At 57.2% G+C, this 24,769-nt stretch carries 23 protein-coding genes; 17 read left to right on the top strand and 6 right to left on the bottom strand.

Translation table 11 applies throughout. The features are described from left to right. Positions 1 to 64 precede the first annotated feature (64 nt). The 4 genes from RMR16_RS21475 (at position 65) to RMR16_RS21460 (ending at position 3,713) form a co-directional block, all read left to right on the top strand. Positions 65 to 1,069: an ABC transporter permease subunit gene (locus RMR16_RS21475; RefSeq protein ID WP_320197643.1), complete on the top strand. Its 1,005-nt coding sequence runs from the start codon at positions 65 to 67 to the stop codon at positions 1,067 to 1,069. A gap of 67 nt (positions 1,070 to 1,136) precedes the next feature. Then, the gene (locus RMR16_RS21470) at positions 1,137 to 2,003 is read left to right on the top strand and encodes an ABC transporter permease subunit (protein WP_413785940.1); all 867 of its coding nucleotides are present in this window, start codon (positions 1,137 to 1,139) and stop codon (positions 2,001 to 2,003) included. A gap of 1 nt (position 2,004) precedes the next feature. Further along, positions 2,005 to 2,871, top strand: coding sequence for an ABC transporter ATP-binding protein (locus RMR16_RS21465; protein WP_320197641.1), 867 nt, complete (start codon positions 2,005 to 2,007; stop codon positions 2,869 to 2,871). Beyond that, entirely contained in the window at positions 2,868 to 3,713 is an 846-nt protein-coding gene (locus tag RMR16_RS21460; RefSeq protein ID WP_320197640.1) for a dipeptide ABC transporter ATP-binding protein, read from the top strand. Before RMR16_RS21465 ends, RMR16_RS21460 begins: the two co-directional genes overlap by 4 nt. 1,120 nt (positions 3,714 to 4,833) lie before the next feature. Here RMR16_RS21460 and RMR16_RS21455 read toward each other — a convergent pair. Beyond that, the gene (locus RMR16_RS21455; protein ID WP_320197639.1) at positions 4,834 to 5,643 is read right to left on the bottom strand and encodes a class I SAM-dependent methyltransferase; all 810 of its coding nucleotides are present in this window, start codon (positions 5,641 to 5,643) and stop codon (positions 4,834 to 4,836) included. Between the two features lie 110 nt (positions 5,644 to 5,753). Between RMR16_RS21455 and RMR16_RS21450 the strand changes: the two genes are divergently transcribed. From RMR16_RS21450 to RMR16_RS21390, 13 genes are all read left to right on the top strand, one after another. Beyond that, a complete protein-coding gene (locus RMR16_RS21450) occupies positions 5,754 to 6,887 on the top strand; it encodes an ABC transporter substrate-binding protein (protein WP_320197638.1) in 1,134 nt (377 codons plus the stop codon). Positions 6,888 to 6,983: 96 nt separating this feature from the next. Next, on the top strand, positions 6,984 to 8,120 hold the full coding sequence (locus RMR16_RS21445; protein WP_320197637.1) for an ABC transporter substrate-binding protein: 1,137 nt from the start codon (positions 6,984 to 6,986) through the stop codon (positions 8,118 to 8,120). After that, entirely contained in the window at positions 8,121 to 9,188 is a 1,068-nt protein-coding gene (locus tag RMR16_RS21440; protein ID WP_320197636.1) for a FecCD family ABC transporter permease, read from the top strand. Next, complete coding sequence (locus RMR16_RS21435) at positions 9,182 to 9,934, top strand: ABC transporter ATP-binding protein (RefSeq protein WP_320197635.1); 753 nt, start codon at positions 9,182 to 9,184, stop codon at positions 9,932 to 9,934. The genes RMR16_RS21440 and RMR16_RS21435 overlap by 7 nt, the downstream gene beginning before the upstream one ends. Positions 9,935 to 10,237: 303 nt before the next feature. Then, positions 10,238 to 11,719, top strand: coding sequence for an NAD(P)/FAD-dependent oxidoreductase (locus RMR16_RS21430; protein ID WP_320197634.1), 1,482 nt, complete (start codon positions 10,238 to 10,240; stop codon positions 11,717 to 11,719). After that, the gene (locus RMR16_RS21425; protein ID WP_320197633.1) at positions 11,706 to 12,353 is read left to right on the top strand and encodes a 2-hydroxychromene-2-carboxylate isomerase; all 648 of its coding nucleotides are present in this window, start codon (positions 11,706 to 11,708) and stop codon (positions 12,351 to 12,353) included. The genes RMR16_RS21430 and RMR16_RS21425 overlap by 14 nt, the downstream gene beginning before the upstream one ends. Then, positions 12,350 to 13,351 (top strand): dipeptidase, encoded by a 1,002-nt coding sequence (locus RMR16_RS21420; protein WP_320197632.1) that lies wholly within the window; start codon positions 12,350 to 12,352, stop codon positions 13,349 to 13,351. The genes RMR16_RS21425 and RMR16_RS21420 overlap by 4 nt, the downstream gene beginning before the upstream one ends. A 72-nt stretch (positions 13,352 to 13,423) precedes the next feature. Then, complete coding sequence (locus tag RMR16_RS21415) at positions 13,424 to 14,506, top strand: ABC transporter substrate-binding protein (protein WP_320197631.1); 1,083 nt, start codon at positions 13,424 to 13,426, stop codon at positions 14,504 to 14,506. 23 nt (positions 14,507 to 14,529) lie between these two features. Continuing rightward, a complete protein-coding gene (locus RMR16_RS21410) occupies positions 14,530 to 15,597 on the top strand; it encodes an ABC transporter ATP-binding protein (protein WP_320197630.1) in 1,068 nt (355 codons plus the stop codon). Further along, entirely contained in the window at positions 15,594 to 16,481 is an 888-nt protein-coding gene (locus RMR16_RS21405; protein ID WP_320197629.1) for an ABC transporter permease, read from the top strand. The genes RMR16_RS21410 and RMR16_RS21405 overlap by 4 nt, the downstream gene beginning before the upstream one ends. A gap of 8 nt (positions 16,482 to 16,489) precedes the next feature. Beyond that, positions 16,490 to 17,284 (top strand): ABC transporter permease, encoded by a 795-nt coding sequence (locus RMR16_RS21400; protein WP_320197628.1) that lies wholly within the window; start codon positions 16,490 to 16,492, stop codon positions 17,282 to 17,284. A 279-nt stretch (positions 17,285 to 17,563) separates the two neighbouring features. Then, the gene (locus RMR16_RS21395) at positions 17,564 to 18,700 is read left to right on the top strand and encodes a PLP-dependent cysteine synthase family protein (RefSeq protein ID WP_320197995.1); all 1,137 of its coding nucleotides are present in this window, start codon (positions 17,564 to 17,566) and stop codon (positions 18,698 to 18,700) included. Beyond that, the gene (locus RMR16_RS21390) at positions 18,681 to 19,619 is read left to right on the top strand and encodes a LysR family transcriptional regulator (protein WP_320197627.1); all 939 of its coding nucleotides are present in this window, start codon (positions 18,681 to 18,683) and stop codon (positions 19,617 to 19,619) included. Before RMR16_RS21395 ends, RMR16_RS21390 begins: the two co-directional genes overlap by 20 nt. A gap of 32 nt (positions 19,620 to 19,651) precedes the next feature. Here RMR16_RS21390 and RMR16_RS21385 read toward each other — a convergent pair whose 3' ends face one another. From RMR16_RS21385 to RMR16_RS21365, 5 genes are all read right to left on the bottom strand, one after another. Further along, positions 19,652 to 20,728, bottom strand: a complete 1,077-nt coding sequence (locus RMR16_RS21385; protein ID WP_320197626.1) for an ABC transporter ATP-binding protein — start codon at positions 20,726 to 20,728, stop codon at positions 19,652 to 19,654. 124 nt (positions 20,729 to 20,852) lie between these two features. Further along, positions 20,853 to 21,920 (bottom strand): Gfo/Idh/MocA family protein, encoded by a 1,068-nt coding sequence (locus RMR16_RS21380; protein WP_320197625.1) that lies wholly within the window; start codon positions 21,918 to 21,920, stop codon positions 20,853 to 20,855. Continuing rightward, complete coding sequence (locus RMR16_RS21375) at positions 21,913 to 22,926, bottom strand: Gfo/Idh/MocA family protein (RefSeq protein WP_320197624.1); 1,014 nt, start codon at positions 22,924 to 22,926, stop codon at positions 21,913 to 21,915. The genes RMR16_RS21380 and RMR16_RS21375 overlap by 8 nt, the downstream gene beginning before the upstream one ends. Before the next feature lie 18 nt (positions 22,927 to 22,944). Further along, complete coding sequence (locus tag RMR16_RS21370; protein ID WP_320197623.1) at positions 22,945 to 23,820, bottom strand: carbohydrate ABC transporter permease; 876 nt, start codon at positions 23,818 to 23,820, stop codon at positions 22,945 to 22,947. Continuing rightward, positions 23,813 to 24,766, bottom strand: coding sequence for a carbohydrate ABC transporter permease (locus tag RMR16_RS21365; protein WP_320197622.1), 954 nt, complete (start codon positions 24,764 to 24,766; stop codon positions 23,813 to 23,815). The genes RMR16_RS21370 and RMR16_RS21365 overlap by 8 nt, the downstream gene beginning before the upstream one ends. Between the last annotated feature and the right edge of the window lie 3 nt (positions 24,767 to 24,769).

Genomic DNA, 24,769 nt, shown 5'->3' with positions numbered 1-24,769 from the left:
GCAGACCGAAAAGGTCGCTACTGCCAGCGCATAGGTTCCAGGCGGAACAGATCGAAGGTTTTTCATGATTGGCTTTCTCGTGCGGCGCATAGCCGTGCTTATCCCCACGTTCATCGGGGTTTCCATTATCGCGTTCCTGTTCATACGGCTTTTGCCGGGTGATCCGGTTGCCCTTCTGTCGGGTGAACGTGTCATGTCGCCAGAGCGGCACGCGCAGATCAGCGCGGCCCTCGGCATGGACCGGCCTATGGTCATCCAGTATCTGGATTATCTCAAAGGCGTTCTGACCGGCGATTTTGGCACATCCATCGTCTCCAAGGCGCCGATTCTCACCCAGTTCAAGGCGCTGTTCCCCGCAACGGTGGAGTTGTCCTTCTGCGCCATGCTGCTGGCCATCGCCATCGGCATTCCCGCAGGCATCATCGCCGCCATCAAGCGCGGGTCGTTCTTCGACCAGTCTTTGATGGGTGTCGCCCTTGTCGGTTACTCCATGCCGATCTTCTGGTGGGGCTTGCTGCTCATCATCCTGTTCTCCGGCATCCTGCAATGGACACCGGTGTCTGGCCGCATCTCGCTGATGTACTATTTCCCGCCTGTTACCGGCTTTATGCTGATCGACTCGTTGCTTTCAGGGCAAAAGGGCGCGTTCAGCTCGGCGCTGAGCCATCTGATCCTGCCATCCATCGTGCTGGCCACCATTCCGCTGGCCGTCATCGCCCGCCAGACACGCTCGGCAATGCTGGAAGTGCTGTCGGAAGATTACGTCCGCACCGCGCGCGCCAAGGGTCTTGCGCCGTTCCGCGTCATCGGCATTCATGCGCTGCGCAATGCGATGATCCCGGTCATCACCACCATTGGCCTCCAGATCGGCGTCATGCTGGCGGGTGCCATCCTCACCGAAACGATCTTTTCATGGCCGGGCATCGGCAAATGGATGGTCGATTCCGTCTTCCGCCGCGATTACCCTGTCATTCAGGGCGGTCTCCTGCTGATTGCGGGCATCATCATGGTCGTCAACCTCATCGTTGACCTCCTGTATGGCCTGATCAATCCGCGCATCAGGCATTAAAGAAGAGGACCGTTTCATGGCCGATACCGCCATTACCAAGACAGCCGAACCGGCGTCCTCTTTCGCCATGCGCAAGCAGATGTTGAAGGAATTCTGGTTCTATTTCTCCGAAAACAAAGGTGCCGTCATCGGCCTTTATGTTTTTGCCGCACTGGTGTTCGTTGCCGTTTTTGCATCGATCATTGCACCACACTCGCCGTTCCAGCAGTACAGTGATGCCGCTCTCCTGCCACCCGCATGGATGCAGGGCGGACGCCTGACTTACCTTCTGGGCACCGATGCCGTTGGTCGCGATATTCTGTCGCGCCTGATTTATGGCGCGCAATATTCGCTTTTTATCGGCGTGTTCGTCACTACCCTGTCGCTCTCGACCGGCATCATCATCGGCGTTATCGCCGGTTATTACCGCGGCTGGATCGACACGGTCATCATGCGCCTGATGGATATCATTCTGGCGTTTCCGTCCCTGCTTCTGGCTTTGGTTCTGGTCGCCATTCTTGGCCCCAGTCTCACCAATGGCATGATTGCAATTGCGCTGGTGCTCCAGCCGCATTTCGTGCGCCTGACACGCGCCGCCGTCATGGCCGAAAAAAGCAAGGATTATGTCACCGCCTCGCGTCTGGCCGGCGCAGGCCCATTCCGGCTGATGTTCCGCACCATTCTGCCAAACTGCACCGCACCTTTGATCGTTCAGGCCACCTTGTCGTTTTCGAACGCCATTCTGGATGCGGCGGCCCTTGGCTTCCTCGGCATGGGAGCACAGCCACCGGCACCGGAATGGGGCACGATGCTTGCCGAAGCGCGTGAGTTCATTCTGCGCGCATGGTGGGTCGTCACCTTCCCCGGCATCGCCATCCTCATCACCGTTCTCGCCATCAATCTGGTGGGCGATGGTCTGCGTGATGCACTTGACCCGAAACTGAAGAGGTCCTGATATGGCACTTCTGCAAATCGATAATCTCACCGTCGAATTCGAAACCGCAAACGGCTGGTTCCGCGCCGTGGACGGCGTTTCGGTCTCCGTCAATCCGCGTGAAGTTCTCGCCATCGTCGGCGAATCCGGCTCCGGAAAATCGGTGTCGATGCTGGCCGTCATGGGCCTTCTGCCATGGACAGCCCGCATCACCGCCGACCGCATGTTGTTTCAGGGCAAAGACATCCAGAAACTCGGCGCATCCGAGCGTCGCAAGCTCATCGGCAAGGACATTGCCATGATCTTTCAGGAGCCTGTGGCCAGCCTCAACCCGTGCTTCACCGTTGGTTTCCAGATCGAGGAAGTCCTGCGCATCCACATGGGCATGGACAAGAAGACACGCCACGCGCGCGCCATCGAATTGTTCAAGCTCGTCGGCCTGCCAGACCCGGAAGAACGCCTGAAGCACTTCCCGCACCAGATGTCGGGTGGCCAGTGCCAGCGCGTCATGATCGCCATCGCGATTGCCTGCAATCCGAAGCTTCTCATTGCCGATGAGCCAACAACCGCGCTCGACGTGACGATCCAGAAACAGATCCTCGATCTGTTGATGAAGCTTCAGGCCGAAAACGGCATGGGCCTCATCATGATCACCCACGATATGGGCGTGGTGGCAGAAACCGCCGACCGCGTGATTGTGCAGTACAAGGGCAAGAAAATGGAGGAAGCCGATGTGCTGTCCCTGTTTGAAAACCCCAAAAGCAACTACACCAAGGCTCTGCTGGCAGCCCTTCCCGAAAACGCAACGGGCGATCGCCTGACCACCGTGTCGCAGTTCTTCGATGGCACGCCAGCGCCTGCGCCCACCTCTGCGGGAGAAACAGCATGACCGACAGCAAAACCATGCTCGAAATCCGCAACATGAAGCGTGATTATTACCTTCCCGGCGGCTTTATGAAAAAGGCCAAGACCATTCATGCGGTCAAGGGCGTGTCTTTCGCGCTCGAAACCGGCAAGACCCTGGCCATCGTCGGCGAAAGCGGCTGCGGCAAGTCCACGCTGGCCCGCATGTTGACCTTCATCGATGAGCCGACCTCCGGTGATCTTCTGATCGACGGCCAGAAGGTTGATACCCGCCCCGGCCATCTGACGGCAGACATGCGCCAGAAGGTGCAGATCGTTTTCCAGAACCCCTATGGTTCGCTCAACCCGCGCCAGAAAATTGGCGACGTTCTGGGTGAATCGCTGATCATCAACACCACCATGTCCGCAGCCGAGCGCCGCGAAAAAGCCAATGACATGCTGGTGCGAGTGGGCCTGGGTCCGGAACACTATAACCGCTACCCGCACATGTTCTCCGGCGGCCAGCGCCAGCGCATCGCCATCGCGCGTGCCCTCATGCTCAACCCGAAACTGCTGGTATTGGACGAGCCGGTCTCCGCGCTCGATCTTTCCGTGCAGGCCCAGGTGCTGAACCTCCTCGCCGACCTGCAAGACGAGTTCGGCCTCACCTACGTCTTCATCAGCCACGACCTGTCCGTGGTCAAATACATCGCTGACGAAGTCATGGTGATGTATTTCGGTGAAGCCGTGGAATACGGCACCCGCGACGAGGTCTTCTCCAACCCGCAACACCCCTACACCCGCTCGCTCTTCGCCGCGACGCCGAAGTCGGACGTGGATTCCATCCGCGCCCGCGTGGCGGCAAAGGCTTTGGCGAAAGCCGGTTGAGATGTGATAAAAGCCCGGTTTCGACCGGGCTTTTTTGTTGGTGCTCATTGTTCTTGAGAACTGATCTCTGAGGAACAGACACCCACACTCCGCCACGCTGGACCCGATCCGGCATCCAGTGCCGCGCGTCTGCGCGGCAAAGACTCTTGCCTCTGCGGTTTCGGCTACTCACAGCCCGTTCCACCCGTTCCAACGTCATCCTCGGGACAAGCCGGAGGATGACGTTGGAATGCTCGGATAGGTGCGGAGTTTCGGCCAAACCTGATCCGCAAAAATATCAAAAATTTATTTTCGCAACTTTCTCCACACCCCAAAAACCTCCCGCATAATGCTCCCACTTCCGTCGCCCGGATGTTTCGCGAGACATCAAAGGCGTTGGAGGCTGCTGGCTTGCCGCAGACGTGTGGCCAGCCATCAGGACTGCCATGTCAGGGTAAGCCCGGTGGAACCTGATTTCCTCGACGCGAAAGGCCCCTGAAAGGCTTTCGGAAAGTCCGAGGCGAAACGGCTCGATCGGACACTGCCTGTCACGCTCAGACCGGTTTCCGCAAGATCCGGTCTGGGCAAGACATGGAACTGAATGAACGAAATGCCAGAGGCCACGCAAATGCGGAGCCAGTGAACTACACCATACCAGAGACATTTCCGCATTTGCGTGTGTTCTCCGGGTTGAGGTTGACGCAAAGCACGGGCGCATGGCGCCGCGTGAACGGCGAAGCGTGGGTATAAGCGGACCGGGGTTTTTGACAGGATTGGATTTAGGTGGAAGGGAGTAACCCTCATCCATCATCGTGAGCTTGTCGAAGGAGAGGTGCCCCGTAGGGGCCTCGAAGGACGGGGGTTACGGGCTGAGTGCGTGGCCGGATGCTTCGAGGGCGCTGCGCGCCGCCTCAGCATGAGGGCGGAGGGTGTGGCTAAGGGCGCAACGGCAGCATACCTCATCCTGAGGCGGGAGCAAAGCGACCCTCGAAGGACGAGGGATGCGGGACGCTTGCGCCAACCAACGGATGCTTCGTGGCGTTGGCATTTGGCCAAAGCACCGCTCCTTCGACAAGCCCAAGATGATGCATGAGGGCGGAGCAAGCGGCGAGGAGCGCAACAATAGAGGACGGAGTTCGACTTACCGCGGCTTCACCGCACAAATCGCATATCTATGCTGCACGCCCCGCGCAGCAGCCTTCACCACATTCCAGTTCTTCGCCTGCGTTTTGTGAATATCCCGAAGGTCCGTGTCGACCACGATCTGTTCGAACCCCGTCGTACGCAGCAACTCCGCCACGGCATCTGCACGCGCGCCTTGCGAAAAATAAACCCGCGAAAGAATGCTGTTGTGCACACCGGAAAGGTCGGCAGGCATATGCACCGTATCGGGCTTTAGAAACCCGCGTTTCTGCAACCAGTTCGCCAGCCCCTTCAGGAGTTTTTCCGCAAAGCTGACATTGACGAAATCGCCATCGACAATCAGCAGCCTGCCGCCGGGTTTCAGAACCCGCAGCCATTCCGCAAATGCCGCCTTGGGATCAACCAGCGTCCAGACCAGATGGCGATTGATGATCACGTCGTAGGCCGCGTTCGGCTCCATCGTGTTTTCGGCGTCGCCCATGCGAAAGGAAATCGTGCGATTGCGGCTTTTTGCTTTTGCTTTTGCGCGCTCCAGCATCGGCTCTGCCCAGTCCAGACCGGTGACGCGATATCCGAGATCATCCATCAGATGCGAGATGACGCCGGTGCCACTGGCCAGATCAAGGGCGCTTTTTCCATCACCCTTGCCGAGATGTTTGATGACGAGGCGATGCCATGCCGCGCGCTCTTCTTCCGAAAAAATCTCATGACCGGGAGACAGGTCGAACGTGGTGGCGCGTGCAGACCAATAGGCCTTGATCTCATCGCGAAGACCAAAGTTATTCCCGTAATTGTGTACGCCACTCATAATGTCCAACCTTCACGACTGCCAGTTTCGAAACGCTCTAAAAGATAAAACTTGACTTATATACTCATGAAACCTTAAAGCGCCAATAGTTTTACTGGAGAACGATGTTAATGCGAATTACAGGCAAATCCGCCATTCTTGCAATGGGTCTTCTTGTTTCCACAGTCATGCCCGCCTTCGCCGAAAAGGTGACGATCAAGGATGTGACGGGTCGAGACGTTGAGGTCAACGTGCCTGTGAAGCACGTCATTCTGGGCGAAGGCCGCCAGATTTATTTCCTGGCCGCACTCGACAAGAACAACCCGTTCGAACACGTCGTTGGCTGGCGCGATGATCTGCCCAAGGCAGACCCGGAATCCTACGAGGCCTACCTCGCAAAGTATCCAAACATTGCCAAGCTGCCGACATTCGGCGGCATGAAGGACGGCACGTTCGATATCGAACAGGCCGTTGCCTTGAAGCCAGACGTTATTCTGATGAACATCGATGCCAAGACCGCGACGGAAGAAGCCGGTTACATCGAAAAGCTCGGCAAGGTCGGCATTCCACTCGTTTACGTCGACTTCCGTGAAAAGCCGATGGAAAACACCGAACCTAGCATGCGCGTCATGGGCAAGCTGATGGGCAAGGAAGCTGTCGCCGAAGACTTCATCAAGTTCCGCTCCGACAGCATCAAACGCGTAACGGATGTTCTGGCAAAAGAAAATCCAAAGAAGCCTGTTGTTTTTGTTGAACGCGCAGGCGGGTACTCCGACGATTGCTGCATGTCTTTCGGCAACGAAAACTTCGGCAAGATGGTTGAGATCGCTGGCGGCATCAACATGGCCAAGGGCATCATTCCCGGCACATTCGGCACCGTCAATCCGGAGCAGGTTATCGCCTCAAACCCGGACCAGATCATCGTCACCGGCGGCAAGTGGGACGCCTATGTTCCCGGCGGCAACTGGGTTGGCGTTGGTTACGGTGCAGACCTGACGGAAGCCCGCCGCAAGCTGGCAAACCTCACCAAGCGCCCTGCCTTCACCGGCGTCAAGGCGGTGGAAGACGGCAATGTTCACGCCATCTGGCACCAGTTCTACAACAACCCGTACCAGTTCGTGGCCATTCAGGAAATTGCCAAGTGGCTGCACCCGGAGCTGTTCAAGGACCTCGATCCTGAAGCGACATTCAAGGAACTGCACGCACGCTTCCTGCCGCTGGATTACAAGCCCGGTTACTTCGTGTCCCTGAAGGACGCAAAGTAAAAGACAAAGACGGCGCAGGGAGGCGCTGATCGGACATCAGGCGAAGCCGAAAAACACGGCTTCGCCACTTCTGTTTCAAGACCGAAAGGACCGCCCATGCCCATCAACACGTTCGCGCGCATCGCCGCTTTCGCACTCGCGCTGATCGCGACGCCTGCACTTTCCGCCGAGATTATCGATTCCGCCGGACGCAAGGTTGAGATTGAAACTCCGGCCAAACGCGTCATCGTGGGCGAAGCCCGGCAGATTCATGTGATCGCCGCGCTGGAAGGCGAAAAGACCTTCGACACCATTGTCGGCTGGCGCGACGACCTCGTTAAAAAAGACCCGGACACCTACGCCGCTTACATCGACCGTTTTCCGCAGATCGCCAAACTGCCGCTGTTCGGCTATATTCCACAGGGCGATTTCAGCCTTGAATCGGCGATTGCGCTGTCTCCAGACGTCATCACCCTCAATCTGGAAGTGGAAAAAACCGCCAAGGAAAGCGGCTTTGAGGAAAAGGCTGCCGCAGCCGGAATCAAGGTCGTTTATCTCGATTTCCGTCTGAACCCGGACAAGAACAGCGAAAACTCCATTCGCACCCTTGGCCAGATTTTCGGTGCCGAAAAACGGGCGGAAGAGTTCATTGCCTACCGCCGCGCCCAGATTGCGTTGGTCACGGACAAGCTGGCCTCCATCAAGGACGTGAAGCGTCCCAAGGTCTTCATCGAACGGGCACCGGGTATTTCCGGTGAAAACAATTGCTGCCGCACATTCGGCCCGGTCAATTTCGGTGCGATGGTGGAACAGGCGGGCGGCCACAACATTGCCTCTGACGTTTTCAAAACCACCTTTGGTGATCTGAACCCCGAACAGCTCGTCGTGTCTGACCCGGACCATGTGATCGTGACCGGCTCCAACTGGGCTGCGGAATCGGACATCAACCAGTTCGTGCCTGTCGGTCGCGGCGCGGATATGACGCTGGCGCGTGAGCGGTTAGCGAAGCTGATGACACGCACGCCCTTCCCTGGCTTAAAAGCGGTCAAGAACGGCGATGTTCATGCCGTGTGGCACCAGTTCTATGGCGCACCTTATGAGTTCTTCCCCATCCAACAATTTGCCAAGTGGTTCCATCCAGAGCTGTTTGCGGATATGGACCCCGAAAAGAATTTTGAGGACTTCCACCAAAGGTTCCTGCCTGTGACGTACAAGCCGGGATATTTCGCCTCACTTGAAAAAGGTTCGAATTAAATGGCTTCGCTGAGTGAGACGCACATCGAAAAGACAGGGGGCGATCAATATCGCGCTCTGGCTGGTCGACGCATCCTGATCCTGATCGGCCTTGTGCTGGCGCTTTGCCTCAGCCTCGCCACCGACATGGCGCTTGGCCCGGCACGGTATACGCTGTCGGAAGTCGTCGGCGCGATCTTCGATCCGGCTGCCGTCGGCAACCAGCTTCGTGTCGTCATCTGGGATATTCGTATGCCCATCGCACTGATGGCAGTCACGGTTGGCGCGTCGCTTTCTGTCGCGGGTGCGCAGATGCAGACCATTTTGTCCAACCCGTTGGCCAGCCCGTTTACATTGGGTATTTCCGCAGCGGCAAGTTTCGGTGCAGCACTGGCGCTGGTTGGCGGTGTTGCGATTTTTCCGGGTGCCGTGGAATATATGGTGCCGATCAACGCCTTTCTGATGGCCATGGTGGCGGCCATGTTCATTCACTTTGCGTCGACCATGCGCGGTGTCTCTGTCGAAACGATCGTGCTTCTGGGCATCGCCCTTGTTTTCACCTTCAACGCCGCGCTTTCGCTGCTGGAATATCTGGCCTCGGAACAGGCGCTTGCCGCCGTGGTGTTCTGGACCATGGGCAGCCTGACCAAAGCGACGTGGATGAAGGTCTACGTCACCGCTGCAATTCTGGTTGTGACCGTGCCGATGTTCATGAAAAACGCATGGGCCTTGACCGCACTTCGTTTAGGCGATGACAAGGCTGCCAGCATGGGCGTGAATGTGCGCCGCCTGCGCCTGCACACCATGCTGACTGTCAGCCTGCTCGCCGCGATCCCCGTGTCTTTCGTCGGCACCATCGGCTTCGTCGGCCTCGTCGGCCCCCACATCGCCCGTATGGTGGTGGGTGAAGATCAGCGCTTCTTCCTGCCCGGCTCTGTCATCTGCGGTGCGTTGCTGCTGTCCGTCACGTCGGTTGTCAGCAAGATATTGATCCCCGGCGCCATTTTGCCGATTGGCGTTATTACCGCTCTTGTCGGTGTACCGTTCTTTTTCGTCCTCATATTCTCCAACAGGAGGCGCGCATGGTAGCCCTTGCTCTTGCAGAGGTTGGCGCAAAATATGGCCGCACCACCGTGTTGTCCAATGTCACCATGGAGACATTGAAGGCCGGCAGCATAACGGCAGTGATCGGCCCGAATGCGGCCGGAAAATCCACCCTGTTCAAGCGCATCGCCGGGCTGATCAAAGGCCCCGGCCTCGTGACGCTGTCGCAGACGGAACAGAGCGCCCGCACCATCTGCTACATGCCGCAGGACACCGGCGCGAACGCGGTTCTGACGGTTTACGAATCCATTCTTCTCTCTGCAAAACAGGGCGGCGGATGGAAGGTGCATGATGATGAGCTGGCAGAAATCGACGCGATTTTAAAAGCGCTCAACATCCACAGCCTCGCATTCCGCGGCCTTGGAGAGCTTTCCGGTGGACAACGGCAGCTGGTGTCGCTGGCGCAAGCGCTGGTGCGCAAGCCCGAAGTTCTGTTGATGGATGAGCCGACATCGGCGCTGGACCTTCACCGGCAGGTGGAAGTTCTGGACTTCGTTTCGGACCTTGCCCGCCGCAACGGCATGATCGTGCTGATTGCCCTGCATGACCTCAATCACGCCCTGCGATATTGCGAAAACACCCTCGTAATCGCCAACGGCGAAATGGCCGTGAGCGGCAAGACGGCAGATGTGATTACGCCGGACATGCTGCGCGATATCTACAAAGTCACTGCTCGTATCGAAAAATGTTCACGCGGACAGCCGTTCATTCTTGTGGACGGAACGGCCTAGGCTTTCAAATTGAGTGGGCTGTGGATTGAAGGCGGGTTTCCAATGAAACCCGCTTTTTTTGTGGGATTGACCCGTTAAAACACGAGAAAGTTGAGTATAGCTCTTCATATCCGGCGACATAATTGCATTTTTCTCATCACGGATGCATTCTAACAAAATGACGGATTTGAGCACGGAAGACCAATATGCCGCATATTTGCGCAATATTATTCTTTGCTAATTTTCTCATCAATCAACGTTTACATTTCGAATAAGCTATCATAGCATTGCCATAATGCATTTTCCGAATAATGAGGCTTACGGGTGAATTCCGCTCAAAACCACCGCCCGGCATCTCTTGAGGCGCTCGAACAGCGGCTTCAACTCGATCTTTTGTGGCTGAACCTGCCGCCAAAGGCGTGGGTGCCGCAGCGCAATGTCGACGGGAAGAGTGTGCTTGATGTTGCCGTGATCGGCGCCGGGCTTTGTGGACTGGTGACGTTGGCAGCGTTGAAGAAACTCGGCATTGAGAATGCCTGCGCATTCGACCGCGCACCGCAAGGCCGCGAAGGCCCATGGGTGACGTTTGCGCGCATGGAAACGCTGCGCACCCGCAAGGAGGCCGCAGGTCCGGCCCTTGGTATTCCATCATTGACCTTTCGCGCATGGTTTGAGGCACAGTTTGGTGCGCAGGCCTATCTGGATATGGATCTGATACCCCGTCCGCTGTGGATGGATTATCTCATCTGGTACAGACGTGTTCTTGCGCTTGATGTTGCCAATGACACGGCCCTTCAGCGGATTGATGTGCGTGATGACGGCTTGATTTCGCTGTCGCTGCGCAGTGGCGATAACGACGGCCAAGTTCTGGCACGGCGCGTGGTGCTGGCAACCGGACTTGATGGTCTGGGTGCACCAAACATGCCGGCCGTGGCCAGCCGCGTACCCTCGCATTTCGTGCGCCACGGCGCAGACCTCATCGATATGGCAGCGGTGAGAGGCAAGCGTGTTTCCATCGTCGGTGCCGGTGCATCCGCCATGGACAATGCTGCGGCTGCCCTGGAAGCCGGTGCAGCCCGCGTCGATATTTTCGTGCGCCGTGCGGATATTCCCCGTATCGACAAGTTCACCGGCGTCGGCAGCCAAGGCATGACGCAAGGTTATCTCGGTCTGCCGGACGCGGACAAATGGACGTATATGGTTGCAGGCGAGAGGGCGCAGATACCGCCGCCGCGCCACAGTGTGTTGCGGGTTTCGAAACACGCCAACGCGTTCTTTCATCTGGAAAGCCCGGTGGACGACCTTGTTTGCAGCGGCGACCACGTCAACGTCGTGACGCCCAAGGGACGATACGCCACCGACCTCGTCATCTTCGCCACCGGCTTTTCCGTGGATTTCGCAAAGCGCCCAGAATTTTCGGTACTCGCAGATAAAATCCTGCTGTGGCGCGACGCCTATACGCCACCGCCCGGCTGGGAGCATGAGGGCATTGGCGCCATGCCCTATCTCGGCCCGTCGTTCGAATTTACGCCAAAACTGGGCCTCGACGCAAAAACGACGGAGGCGATCTCCCGCATTGCCTGTTTCGCTTACCCCGCCGTACCGTCACACGGCAAAATCACCAGCGGCATTCCGTCGATCAGCGATGGCGCCGTGCGTCTTTCCACCGGTCTTGCCCGCTCGCTTTTCGTGGAAGACAGCGCTTACCACCTCGACCGTTTCCAGACCTTCGATACGCCTGAACTGTTTGGCGATGAATGGAACGATGCCGACCAGACTGAGGAGATGACCCATGCCAACGGATAATGCATTGCCACCGCTTCAGATTTTTTATGGCATTTCTTCGCCATGGGCTTATTTCGGCGCGAAAAGAGCTGTTGCCGTTGCGCGGGATAACGGCGTGAAAATCCGGCTTCGGCCCATTCGCATCATCGAGGCCAATGGTGGCATTCCGTTGCGGCAGCGGCCTGATCCGCGCCAGCTTTATCACGAAATCGAGCTGCGCCGCTGGCGGGACTATCTAGGTATTCCGCTTAATCTGAAGCCTAGATTTTATCCCTGCCGGACCATCGAGCCGGCGGCACAGGCGGTCATCGCGCTACAAAATGTGGGCTGTGATGCCATCGCCTTTTCCTTTGCCGTACAGCAGGCGCTGTGGGCAGAAGACCGGGACATTGCCGATATCGACACGTTGCGCGAGATTGCCAAAGTGACAGCAGGCACGGCCGCTGCAAAACTTGTTGTCGAACAGCAGCCCGACACGATCGTGGGTGAGTGGCAGGATAATCTGGCGGAAGCGGAACGGCTGGGCATGTTCGGCACGCCGAACTACGTGGTTGGCAACGAGGTCTTCTGGGGGCAGGATCGCCTCGATTTCGTTGACCGCGCTCTGAAGCTTCAAAAAAAGAACTGCGAAACCCTGAAGGAACTTGCCCAATGACCGACGCGAAACAATTGCACGACAACGCGATTATCGTGGATGGTTTGCAGACCTGCCAGTGGAGCCGCGAGATTTTCGAGGAAATGCGCGCAGGCGGGCTCACTGCCGTGAACGTGTCGTCTCTGCTGTGGGAAAATTTCCGCGAGGGCATTGCCTATGTGTCGGAATGGAAACGTTTTCTGCGAGACAATGACGACATTCTGCGCCCGGTTCGCAGCGTTGCCGATATTCATGCCGCCAAGGCCGAGGGAAAGACCGGCATCATCATTGGCTGGCAAAACACCTCGCCGCTGGAGGACAGGCTGGATTACGTCGAGATTTTCAAGGATCTCGGCGTCGGCATCATGCAACTGACCTACAACACCCAGAATTATTCCGGTGCGGGATATCTGGAAGAGGTGGACAGCGGCCTGACCGGTTTCGGCAAGGAAGTTCTGTCCGAAATGAACCGTGTGGGCGTGTTGTGCGATCTGAGCCATGTGGGGGACAAGACCTCTGCCGATGTGATCGCCCAATCGAAATCGCCGGTTTGCATTTCGCATATTCTGCCGCGTGCGCTGCGCGATGTGAAACGCAACAAGCCGGACGATCTGTTTCTGGCCTGCGCCGAAAAAGGCGGCCTGATTGGCGTCAGCCTGTTTGCCCCCGGCCTTGCCGCAGGCAATGATGCGACGGTGGACGATTATCTCGATGCCATGTCTTATATCATCGACCTCGTGGGCGAAGACCATGTCGGGATCGGCACCGACTTTTCGCTGGATCGACCGCGCCCCGGCCCCTGGCTGTTGTGGGCCAACAAGGACAAGGGCACGGCCCGCAAGCTGACCGAATTTGGCGATGTCAAAATCAACAAGCCCAAGGGCATTGAGCGCATCACCGACATGCCGAACCTGACCGCGCGCATGGTGGCGCGGGGCTGGAGCGAGGAACTGGTGGCGAAATTGCTCGGCAAGAACTGGTTGCGCGTGCTGGACAAGGCATGGACGCCAACCGCCTGAAGTTGCAGTATTGTTTTCGATAAACCATAGATATGGGCGAGATATCGTCACAAACGGAGCTGGAGAGCGGACATGACGAGAGATGGGCAGACCGGAATTTCAAGGACATTCATTCGCGCTGGCGCGCTTGTGGCCGCTTTTGCGGCATTGATGGGCACGGCATCGGCTCAGGATGCGGCGACGAAGGGAACCGTCAATATTGTCGGTTTCTCTGGCGTATTTGCCGATAACTATCAGAAATTCATCATCAATGCGTTCAAGGAAAAATATCCGGGCATCGACGTCACCTACCAGCAGAGCAAGAACTCGGCGGAAACGCTGGCCCTCTTGACGCTTCAGCGCGCAGAACCGAAGATCGATGTGGCGTTGATCGACGTGTCCGTTGCGATCAAGGCTGGCAAGGAAGGCATTTTTGCCAAGCTGGATGCGGCCAAAGTGCCGAATATTGCCGATGCACCCGCATGGGCGCACATCGAAGGTGACAAGGCCATTGCCTTCTCGCAGGACAATCTGGCGATCCTCTACAACACGGATGCGGTGAAAGAACCACCGACAAGCTGGAACGACCTGACCGACCCGAAATACAAGGGCAAGATTGCCGCAAAGCTGGGTGATACACGCGGCGTGATTCTGCTGCCGATCCTCGCAAAGCTGCAAGGCGCCGACTACAAGAACACCATCGATCCCGGCATTGAAAAGCTGAAGGAAATCGCCCCCAACGTGTCCACCTGGGAACCGGCACCGGATTGCTACGCCGTGGTGCAGAGCGGCGAAGTCGATCTTTCGATTTGCTGGAACGGTCGCGCCCAATATCTGCATGATACGCAGGGCGGCAAGATCGCCGTGGCGGCACCCAAGGAAGGCTCTATCGGCCAGACCAACACGATCGGTCTTGTGGAAGGCTCCAAGAATGCCGAGGCAGCGCAGCTTTTCGTGAATTACGCGTTGAGTGCAGAGGCGCAGGCAACTTTCGCCGAAAAGAGCTTCTACGGCCCTGTTAACACCAAGGTCACGCTGCCGGACGCCGTTGCCGCGCGTATCTATGGCTCGAAAGAAGCGCAGGCTGCGCAGTCCTCGTTAGACTGGAACTTCATCGCTGAAAAATACTCGGCATGGATTCAGCGCATCAACCGCGAAGTCATCGCACTCAACTGATCTTGATAGGAAAACTGGACGCCATGGCTGATCATCACGTCATCATCGACAATCTCGTGAAGACCTATCCGGGCGCCCAGAAGCCTTCTGTGGATCACGTCAGCTTCTCCCTGCCACGCGGTGAGATGCTGGCGCTGCTCGGCCCTTCCGGTTGCGGCAAAACGACGATCCTGCGGATGATCGCAGGGCTGATCGACATCACATCCGGTGCCATTCGTCTGGATGGAACGGATGTCTCGTCCATTCCGGTTTACAAGCGCAATCTGGGCATGGTGTTTCAGGCCTATGCGTTGTTTCCGCATATGAGCGTCGCGCAAAACATCTCCTTTGGCCTCGAAATGCGCAAGGTGGGGCGTGCGGAACGCGAAGAGCGGGTCAAAAAAGCGATCGACCTTGTTAAACTGACCGGACTTGGCGAACGCAAGGTCAGCCAGCTTTCCGGTGGGCAGCAACAGCGTGCGGCCATTGCCCGCTCACTGGTGATCGAGCCGAAGCTGTTGCTGCTGGATGAACCTCTGTCCAATCTCGATGCTAAACTCCGTGACGAGATGCGCGATGAAATTCGCGACATTCAGGCCCGCACCGGCGTGACGGCGATTTTCGTCACCCATGATCAGGACGAGGCGCTGTCGATGGCCGACCGGTTGGCCGTGATGTCTGCCGGCAGGCTGGAACAGATCGGCACGCCGCGTGAAATTTTCGACCGCCCGCAAACCGAATTCGTGGCCTCCTTTATCGGTGCCGGAACGCTGTTTGAGGGCAAGGTTGTCGAGCCGGGGCTGGCGCTGGTGGATGATTTGCAGACCTTGCGGTTTGTTGGCGACGTGCCGGTCGGCTCGCGAATAAAGCTGATGATCCGCCCTCACCGCCTGCGCCTCGCGCAAAACGAGGGCGGGCCCAACACGTTCAAAGGCACCGTCGAACACATCGTTTATCGCGGCCAGATTCTGACACTCAACGTGCGGTGCGGCGGGCGGCTTTTGCAGGCCGATTTGCCGACCCATGCGGGTTCGCTGCCGGACAAGGGCAGTGAGGTCGTGCTTGCCGTGGCGCCGCAAGACCTGACGTTGATCGGTGAGGTTTCACCATGAGCGCAGCCGCGCCAACAGCCAACGGCAGCACTCAAACCTCTGGTGCACCGAAAGGCATTTTGCTGCTGTTGCTGGTGCCGGGGTTGCTGGCTCTCATTATCACCTTCGTTCTGCCGCTGATCTGGCTGTTCCGCGCCTCCTTCGCCACCTCCACCATGAGCGCGTTGAGCGGCGGGAACTGGACATTGCAGTCTTACAGCACCGTGGTGTTTGACCCGTTTTATTGGCGTATTGCCGGCAACACACTTGTTCTGGGTTTCAACGTGGCGATCTTCGCCGTCATTCTTTCCTATCCCATTGCGCTGTTTCTGGCGCGCACCCAAAGCCGGTGGCGGGGTGTGTTGACGGCGCTGGCGGTCGCGCCGCTGCTGACCTCGTCTGTGGTGCGCACCTATGGCTGGATGGTAATTCTGGGTGATAAGGGCGTCATCAACAGCACCTTGCAATCGCTCAACATCACCGACAGCGTTATTCGCCTGACCAATAACAGCTTCGGCGCCACAGTTGCTCTGGTCGAAATCCTGATGCCTTACGCCATTCTCGCCATGCTGAGCGGTTTCGGACGATTGAACGTGCAGCTTGAAGAGGCGGCGGCCATGCTGGGAGCAAACCGGTTCAAGGTGTTCACCCGCATCGTTTTGCCGCTGAGCCTGCCCGGCGTTTTGACGGCAGCGCTGCTTGTTTTCGTGCTGGCGATTTCCGCTTTCGTCACGCCGCGGCTGATGGGCGGCGGGCGCGTTTTCGTGTTGGGAACGGAAGTCTTCAACGAGGCGACGGTAACCCTGAACTGGCCTTTGGCCGCGGCGCTTTCCGTCATGCTGCTGGCCTTGTTCAGCAGCATCATCGTGGTTTACCAGCGCGCTCTGCGCGCTCTGGAGGCATGAGGCGGACGATGCACAACAGCAATCTCCTCGGTCGCATTGCCTGGAACACGCTCATCGCGTTGCTCTATCTGTTTCTGCTGGCACCGATCATCATCGTGTTCATCATATCCTTCGATACGCGGCAATATCTGGCCTTTCCGCCGGAAAGCCTGTCTTTCGGCTCCTATGTGAAGGTGTTCGAGAATGCGAAGTTCATCTCCGCGTTTTGGCGAAGCCTGATGATAGGCCTCATTGTCGGCTCCACGGCCGTCGTCTCGGGTATGCTTTTGTCGTTTTCGCTGGTGCGGTACAAATTTCGCGGCAAAGACGCCGTCAATTTCCTGATCCTCGCACCGTTTCTCGTGCCGCACATCGTGCTTGCCGTTGGTATCATGCTGGTGATTGCGCCGATTGGCCTGCTGGATAGTTACCCCGGCATCGTGCTTGCGCATCTTGGCATTACCATTCCCTACACGGTGCGGACCATCAACATGAGCCTGATGGCGGTCGATACGCGTGTGGAAGAGGCCGCACTGGTTCACGGCGCTTCGCCTTTGATGGTGTTCTGGCGCATAACATTGCCGCTGGTGCGGCCCGGCCTGATTGCCGGTGCGGTGATCGCCTTCCTGATTTCGTTCGATGAAGCGACGATCTCACTGTTCATCGTCTCGGTAAAAGCCTCGACACTGCCGACTGAAATCTACCATTATCTGGAATATTCGACCGATCCGCAGATCGCGGCGCTGTCCGTTATTCTGATCCTGATTTCCATCGCCGTGGTGGTGGCGGTGGAGAAACTGATTGGTCTGCGCAAGGCGTTCTGAGCGGATCTTCAAACCACCGGTGGGGTGACGGATTTCGCCCTGGCCGCCCCGCTGGTGCTAGGCCAAGCGTCACCAAAGACGTTCCTATTGTCCTGCATATCGACAATGGGTTTTTCCGCTTGGCGACCGATACTTTCTAAGATAGGACAAATTTATGGAAAGATATTCCATAAAGCCATTCAGCGAGAGGCAAAACGTTATGACCGGCATCCCTCTATCCACACAGCAAACGCACAGTGCCGCAACGCTCTGTGAACGGGTGGGATGATCGCGATGAGCATGATGTCCGAATGCCTCTCCATCCCGCCAATCACCCCCCTGCCCGCTTGCGAAGACCGTGAATGGGCCCGCCGCGCCATTGGCATTCTTCAGGGCGATGGCCGCCGTTCTGCCGATACGCACCTCGTCAAACCCGTGTTCAAAGGTCTGCGCGGTATTTCGATCTATCTGAAAGACGAATCCACACACCCGACGGGCAGCCTCAAGCACCGGCTGGCGCGTTCGCTGTTTCTGTACGGCATCTGCAACGGCAAGATTGCGCAGGGCACGACGCTGGTGGAAGCCTCATCCGGCTCCACGGCTGTCAGCGAAGCCTATTTTGCGCATCTTCTCGATCTGCCCTTCATTGCCGTGATGCCGCATTCCACCAGCCGCCAGAAGGTGGAAGCCATTGAGCGGTTTGGCGGGAAATGCCATTTCGTCGACAAGCCTTCCGAAGTCTATACCGTTGCCGAAAGGCTGGCTGCCGAGGCGGACGGGCATTATCTCGACCAGTTCACCTACGCCGAAAGAGCGACGGACTGGCGCGGCAACAACAACATTGCCGAATCCATTTTCGAGCAGATGAAAAGCGAAGAACACCCGGAGCCGGAATGGGTGGTGATGAATGCAGGCACCGGTGGCACCTCTGCCACCATTGGCCGCTACATTCGCTACCGCAATCTTTCCACCCGCCTTTGTGTGGTGGATGTGGAGCATTCGGCCTTCTACGCATCCTATATGTCCGGCGACCGCAATGTGACCTGCCCGACGCCCTCCCGAATCGAAGGTGTGGGCCGCCCCCGCGTCGAGCCATCCTTCATTCCCGGCGTTATCGACCACATGATCAAGATACCGGATGCGGCCTCCATCGCGGCAATGCATGTTCTGTCCGACCGCCTGTTTCGCCGTGTTGGCGGCTCTACCGGCACCAACTTCTTCGGAACCTGCTGGATTGCAGCTGCGATGCTGAAGGAAGGCAAGCAAGGATCGCTGGTTTCGCTGATTTGCGATAGCGGCGACCGTTATGCGGCCACCTATTATAACCCCGAATGGCTGGCGAAAAACGATATCGACATAACGCCCCACCGGGAGATGCTGGAAACGTTCATCGATAGCGGCGACTTCAGGGGTTTCGATGCAACCCGATTATCTTGATACGCGACAACTGGAAGCTTTTATTGCGGTGATGTCCATCGGCAGCATGACCGGCGCTGCCAAGGCTCTGGGCAAATCGCAGCCTGTTATCACGCGATTGATCCAAGAGCTGGAGCAGGAACTTGGATTTTCAATCCTGCACAGAAACGGCCCGCGCATTGCACCAACGGAACAGGGCGTTGCCTTTTTCGCGCAGGCGGAACTGTTTCTGGGCGGGCTGAGAACCATCAGCCAAAGAGCCCGGCAAATCGAAAAGGCGCAAGCCCGCCCTATCGAAATTGCCGCCATTCCAGCCCTTGCCGCCAGCATTGTGCCGCTGGCATTGTGTGATCTTCCACAAGAACAGTTCCCGCATCACGTCCACCTGCACAGCGCCGCATCGGAAAATGTCGTGCAGGCCGTTGTTGCCAGAACCGCAGATGTGGGCGTTGCCAGCCTTCCGCTCGACAATCCCGGCATCGACGTTCACTGGATTGGCGAGGTGCCGTGTGTTGCGGTTGTTGCCGATGATGATCCGCTGGCGCACAACGACATGCTCCGCGCTTCCGATCTTCAGGGGCGCAGGCTCATCGCCTCCGCAAATCCATACCGGTTGCGGATGCGCATTGACAAGGCAATGAAAGAACATGCGATTGAACCCTGCGGCGTGATCGACAGCAATGCGACCTATGTTTCGCTGTCATTGGCCAGAAAAGGCCTGGGCGTCGCCATCGTGGAATCCACCACCATTGCTGGCCTGCCCATCGATGGGCTGAAGGTTCTTCCGCTGGAATTTCATATTCCGTTTTACTGGGGCGTCATCACGGCCATCGGTGTACCACTACCGACCACCGTGCAAATGCTGATAGCCGCGATAGAGCGGCGGGCGTTTGACCTGCCCCAATTTAGAAAGCATGTGAATCTGCCGAGTTCCTACTAACTCTTAAAGCGGATTCCACCACCAAGATCTGGTCAAACCCGGCGACCGTCCTCTCCGAAAATATGCGCATTGGCGAGATTGAACGCGAGCGGGATTTTATCGCCGATGCGCATGGGTTTCTGGCCGTCCAGGATCACCGTCACCGCCTGACCATCTGCCGTGTTGGTATAGATCACGGTCGATCCGCCCAGATGTTCGACAAGCTGGATATTGCCATCGCCCAAGCTGGCCGATTGGTCCTGCGGCTGAATATGTTCGGGGCGAATGCCGAAGGTCAGCACTTCGCCGTCCTTCGCGTCCAGGGAACGATCAAGAACGATTTGCCCGCCTGCGACTTCAATCGTGCGGCGGGAACTGTCCGACGCCGATAGTTTTGCGTCGAGAAAGTTCATTTTCGGTGAGCCGATGAAGCCCGCCACGAACTGGTTGGCAGGGTGGTTATAGAGATCCAGCGGACGCCCGACCTGCATGATGCGGCCTTCGCGCAAAACCACGATCTTGTCGGCCATGGTCATGGCTTCCACCTGATCATGCGTCACATAGATCATGGTGCTGCCAAGCGTCTGGTGCAGTTTGGCGATTTCCACGCGCATCTGCACGCGCAGTTCGGCATCGAGGTTGGACAGCGGTTCATCGAACAGGAAGATTTTCGGTTCGCGCACAATCGCACGGCCAATGGCAACGCGCTGGCGTTGGCCGCCGGAAAGCGCTTTGGGCTTGCGCTGGAGAAGCGGATTGATTTGCAGAACATCGGCGGCTTTTTTAACCCGCGCCTCGATTTCCGGCTTTTTATACCCGGCGGTTTCCAGACCGAAAGCGAGGTTTTTGTAGACGCTCATATGTGGGTAAAGCGCGTAGGACTGAAACACCATGGCGATGCCGCGTTTGGAGGCGGCGGTTTCATTGACCCGCTCTCCATCGATACGCAGGTCGCCTGACGATATTTCTTCCAGCCCGGCAATCATCCGCAAAAGCGTCGATTTTCCGCAGCCGGATGGGCCGACGAAAACGGTGAATTCACCCGGCTCGATCTCCAGATCAATGCCGTGGACAACCGGAAATGCGCCGAAACGCTTGACGATCTTTTCCAGAGTGATGCTGCTTGCCATATCGTTCCTCCCGCCTGTTATCGAGAGCATTTCCGCCTTTCTCCGAAACGCGAAAATGCTCTATCTCTTTGTTTTAACGCATTGTCCGGACGCAAAACCGCTTCGCACTTTTGCTGGAAATGCGCTAAGGCCGCCAGCTTATGTATTTTGGATGGCCCTGGCTGATGGGCAGGGCGACATCCGTATTGGTATCGTTCGAGTGATAAATCGCCGCCAGAAGCTCCAGTGAACTGCGTGCATCCGTCGTCGTAACCGGCGGTTTCTCACCCTTTTCCAACGTGTGGTAAAAGGCCTCCATCTGACCGTTGAATCGGCGGCCAACCGGGGGCATGTCCTTCAGCAGCGCATCGATCTTGCTGCCAATCTCCTCATTGGCAGGGATGATTTTCCAGGGACCGTCCCCCGGTGCATAGGGCGCATTGTTGCTCTCAAAGGTCACATTCTCAAACGCCAACCGCAAACGGCTGATTTCCTCCAGCGAACCGAGCGTTGTCGTCAACGAGACGAACGCGCCGTTTTTCATCAACAGGCTGGCTGAAACGCAATCTTCCACCTCGATGGGATTTACGCGGGTGGCCGTACGCGCAAACACGCGGTCTATCGGCCCCATGAGATAGGTGAGCATATCGTGCAGGTGGATGGCGTGGGTCATCAACACCCCGCCAAGCTCCGTGGCCCACCGGCCACGCCATGGATTATCGTAATACGTCGCGCCCCGGTTCCACAGGGTTTCAGCCGTGCCGATATAGGGTTTTCCGGCCAGACCACTTTCAATGATGCGGCGGGCCTGCTGAACGCCAGCACCATAACGGTACTGATAAATCGGCATCAACACGCCTTTGGAGACCTGTTCAGCGGCAACCACCTGGTCCAGTTCGGCAAGCGAGCCGGTCAGGGGTTTTTCGCACACCACATGTTTTCCCGTGGCCAGAGCTTGAAGCGTGAGCTTCGTGTGAATGGCAGGCGGGGTGCAGATATCGATGATGTCGATATCCGGCATGGCCATCAATTCGTCAGAGGACTGGGTGCGACCGGCGACGTTGAATTCATCCGCCACCGCGTTGAGCCTGATCTCATCCAGATCACACAGAACGGCAACCTCGTATTTATCCGGATGTGCCGCATATCCTTCCAGAATATGGTTTCTTCCAATGCCGCAGCCGATGATGCCGATCTTGTAACGCTTAGCCATGGGTGCCGCCCTCCGCGATGTGCTGAGCGCTCAATGCAAGCTCCATAGCCGCAAAACAGCGGGCCTGCGGCATGGCCGTTTCGGTTCTATTGCGAATATCGTCAAGAAGTTGCGGCCCGTAGGGCAAGGCTACATCCGAACAATCGATGTACTGAACACCGGTTTTGTCCGTCAGGAACAGGTGATTTCCACCGGCGCGTCCAGCCACATCGACGTTCTTGCGAATTTCGATTGTGCCTTGCGTGCCGGTGATGAACAGCCGCCCGTCACCCCAGCTCGGCAAGCCCTCCGGCGTAAACCAGTCAACCCGGATAAAACCGTCCGCATCCTTCGTGGACAGATGAATATCGCCACTATCCTGCAAGCCCGGCCATTGCGGATTTGCGCGGTTGGCGACGGTCGCGGAGCGGATATCCGCAGTATTCGCATTGGTGAAAAACAGAAACTGTTCGCACTGGTGCGAGGCGATATCGACTAGAATGCCGCCGTAACGCTGGCGCTCGAAAAACCACTCTGGCCGTGTGGAGGCACGCAGGCGGTGCGGCCCGAAACCGGCGGTCGACACCACCTTGCCGATGGCACCCGCCGCAATCAGTTCGCCCGCCTTGACGGTGGCGCGATTTTCGAAATGTTCGGAATACAGCACGGATAAGATGCGGCCCGTTTCCGCCTGAACTTTTTTCACCTCTTCCAGCTGGGACAGGGTGACCATGCCGGGTTTGTCCACCATCACATCCTTGCCCGCACGCATGGCATCGATTGCGATACCGGCCCGTTCATCGGGAATAGCGGCGCTGATGATGAGATCGATCGAAGGATCGTCGATCAGTGCGCGCTTGTCATCCACGCGGGCAACGCCCGGATATTTCCCGGCATAGTCACGCGCCAGATCATCCTCGATGGCATGAAAGCCAACGAGTTCAGCACCTGCATTCAAAAGGCAATTTGTCTGTCCATAGATGTGATTGTGATTGATACCGATTGTCGCAAATCGAACGGGTTTCATCATATATGCCTTGGTGTTTCAGCGTTTCATGCCCGTCGTGGCAATGCCTTCGATAAGGAGGCGCTGGAAGAAGAGGAAGAAAATGAAGACGGGGACCAGCGACAGGTTGGACATGGCAAACAGCGCCGTCCAATCCGAACTGCCGGTGCTGTCCACAAAGGAGCGCAGGCCAAGTTGCACGGTGTAGGTGTTGATATCATTGAGGTAAATCAGCGGTCCGAAGAAATCATCCCACGTCCAGATGAAGGAAAAGATGGCCGCAGTTGCCAGCACCGGCGAAGACAAGGGCAGCATGATTTTCCAGTAGATGCGGAAGGGGCTGCACCCATCCATGACCGCCGCCTCATCCAGTTCACGCGGAATACCCCGGAAGAACTGCACCATCAGGAAGATGAAGAAGGCATCTGTGGCCAGATATTTCGGCACGATCAACGGCAGTGATGTGTTGACCCAGCCCATTTCCAGAAACAGGATATATTGCGGGATCAGCACCACATGGTAGGGCAGCATCAGCGTGCCCAGCATCAGCGCGAACCAGAAATTGCGACCGCCGAAACGAAGGCGTGCGAAAGCAAAAGCTGCTAACGAACAGCCGACGACGTTGCCTATCGTCGCCAGAACCGCGATGAAAAACGAGTTCCAGAAAAACTGCCCGAAGGACACCTGAAGGCCGGTCCAGCCACGAACATACCCTCCCAGATCAATCGCTGACGGGATGAGAGAGGACGAGCCGAACAGCTCTTCCTGCGGGCGGAAAGACCCCGATATCATCCACAGGATCGGATACATCATGCCAATCGAAGCTGCGATCAGGACCGCATGAAGCAGGACCGACTTCCAGAGCGGACGCTGGACAGCCTGACCGGGACGAAGTGCACTTGCAGCATCAGTCATCGTAATGCACCCAATAACGTGCGCTGAGGAAGGAAAATGCCGTGAAGACAGAAATGATCACAACCAAGATCCAGGCCAGCGCCGAAGCATAACCCATGCGGAAGAAGCCGAATGCTTCCTGGTAAAGATAGAGCGTGTAAAACAGCGTCGAATTGATCGGCCCGCCGGACCCTTCGGAGATGATGAAGGCAGGCGTGAAGGCCTTGAAGGCTTCGATGGTCTGGATAACCGCGTTGAAGAAGATCACGGGTGTGAGCAACGGCAGGGTAATGCGCAGAAACTGCCGGGCTTTGCCCGCACCATCCATTTCGGCGGCTTCATACATATCCTGCGGAATTTGACGAAGACCGGCGAGGAAGATGATCATCGGAGAGCCGAACTGCCAGACGGACAGCAGAACCAGCGTGTAGATGGAATAGTTGGGGTTTGAAATCCAGCTTGGTCCTTCATACCCAAACGCCTGCCACAGCACCATGTTGACCAGCCCGTCAGAGGCGAAAAGCTGACGCCACAAGACGGCAATCGCAACACTGGAACCGAGCAGGGAAGGCAGATAAAAGATGGCGCGGTAAAGCGTTAGTCCCTTGATGCCGCGATTGAACGCCATCGCCACCATGAGCGCGAACATCAGCTTCAACGGCACGGACAAAAGGACGTAGGTGAAGGTCACCTTCATGGCTGCAGCAAATTTGGGGTCTGCCGTTGCGATGCGGACATAGTTGGATGCACCGACCCAATCTGGCGATTGCAGCAGATCATAATTTGTGAAGGACAGATAAAGCGAGGCAAGTGCCGGGCCGAGCGTCAGCCCGAAAAAGCCAACGAGCCAAGGCAGCAGAAAAACATAGGCGTGAAAATTGCGGTCGAAAATCTTGCGCAACCTGCCCTGTTTCGGAAGAGCCGCAGAGCGGCCCTCCCTTTGTATCGTATCGGATCGAAACGCCATGGG

The organism is Agrobacterium sp. rho-13.3, from assembly GCF_033957765.2.
Classification (GTDB): domain Bacteria; phylum Pseudomonadota; class Alphaproteobacteria; order Rhizobiales; family Rhizobiaceae; genus Agrobacterium.
This window is presented reverse-complemented; position numbering and strand designations above follow the sequence as displayed.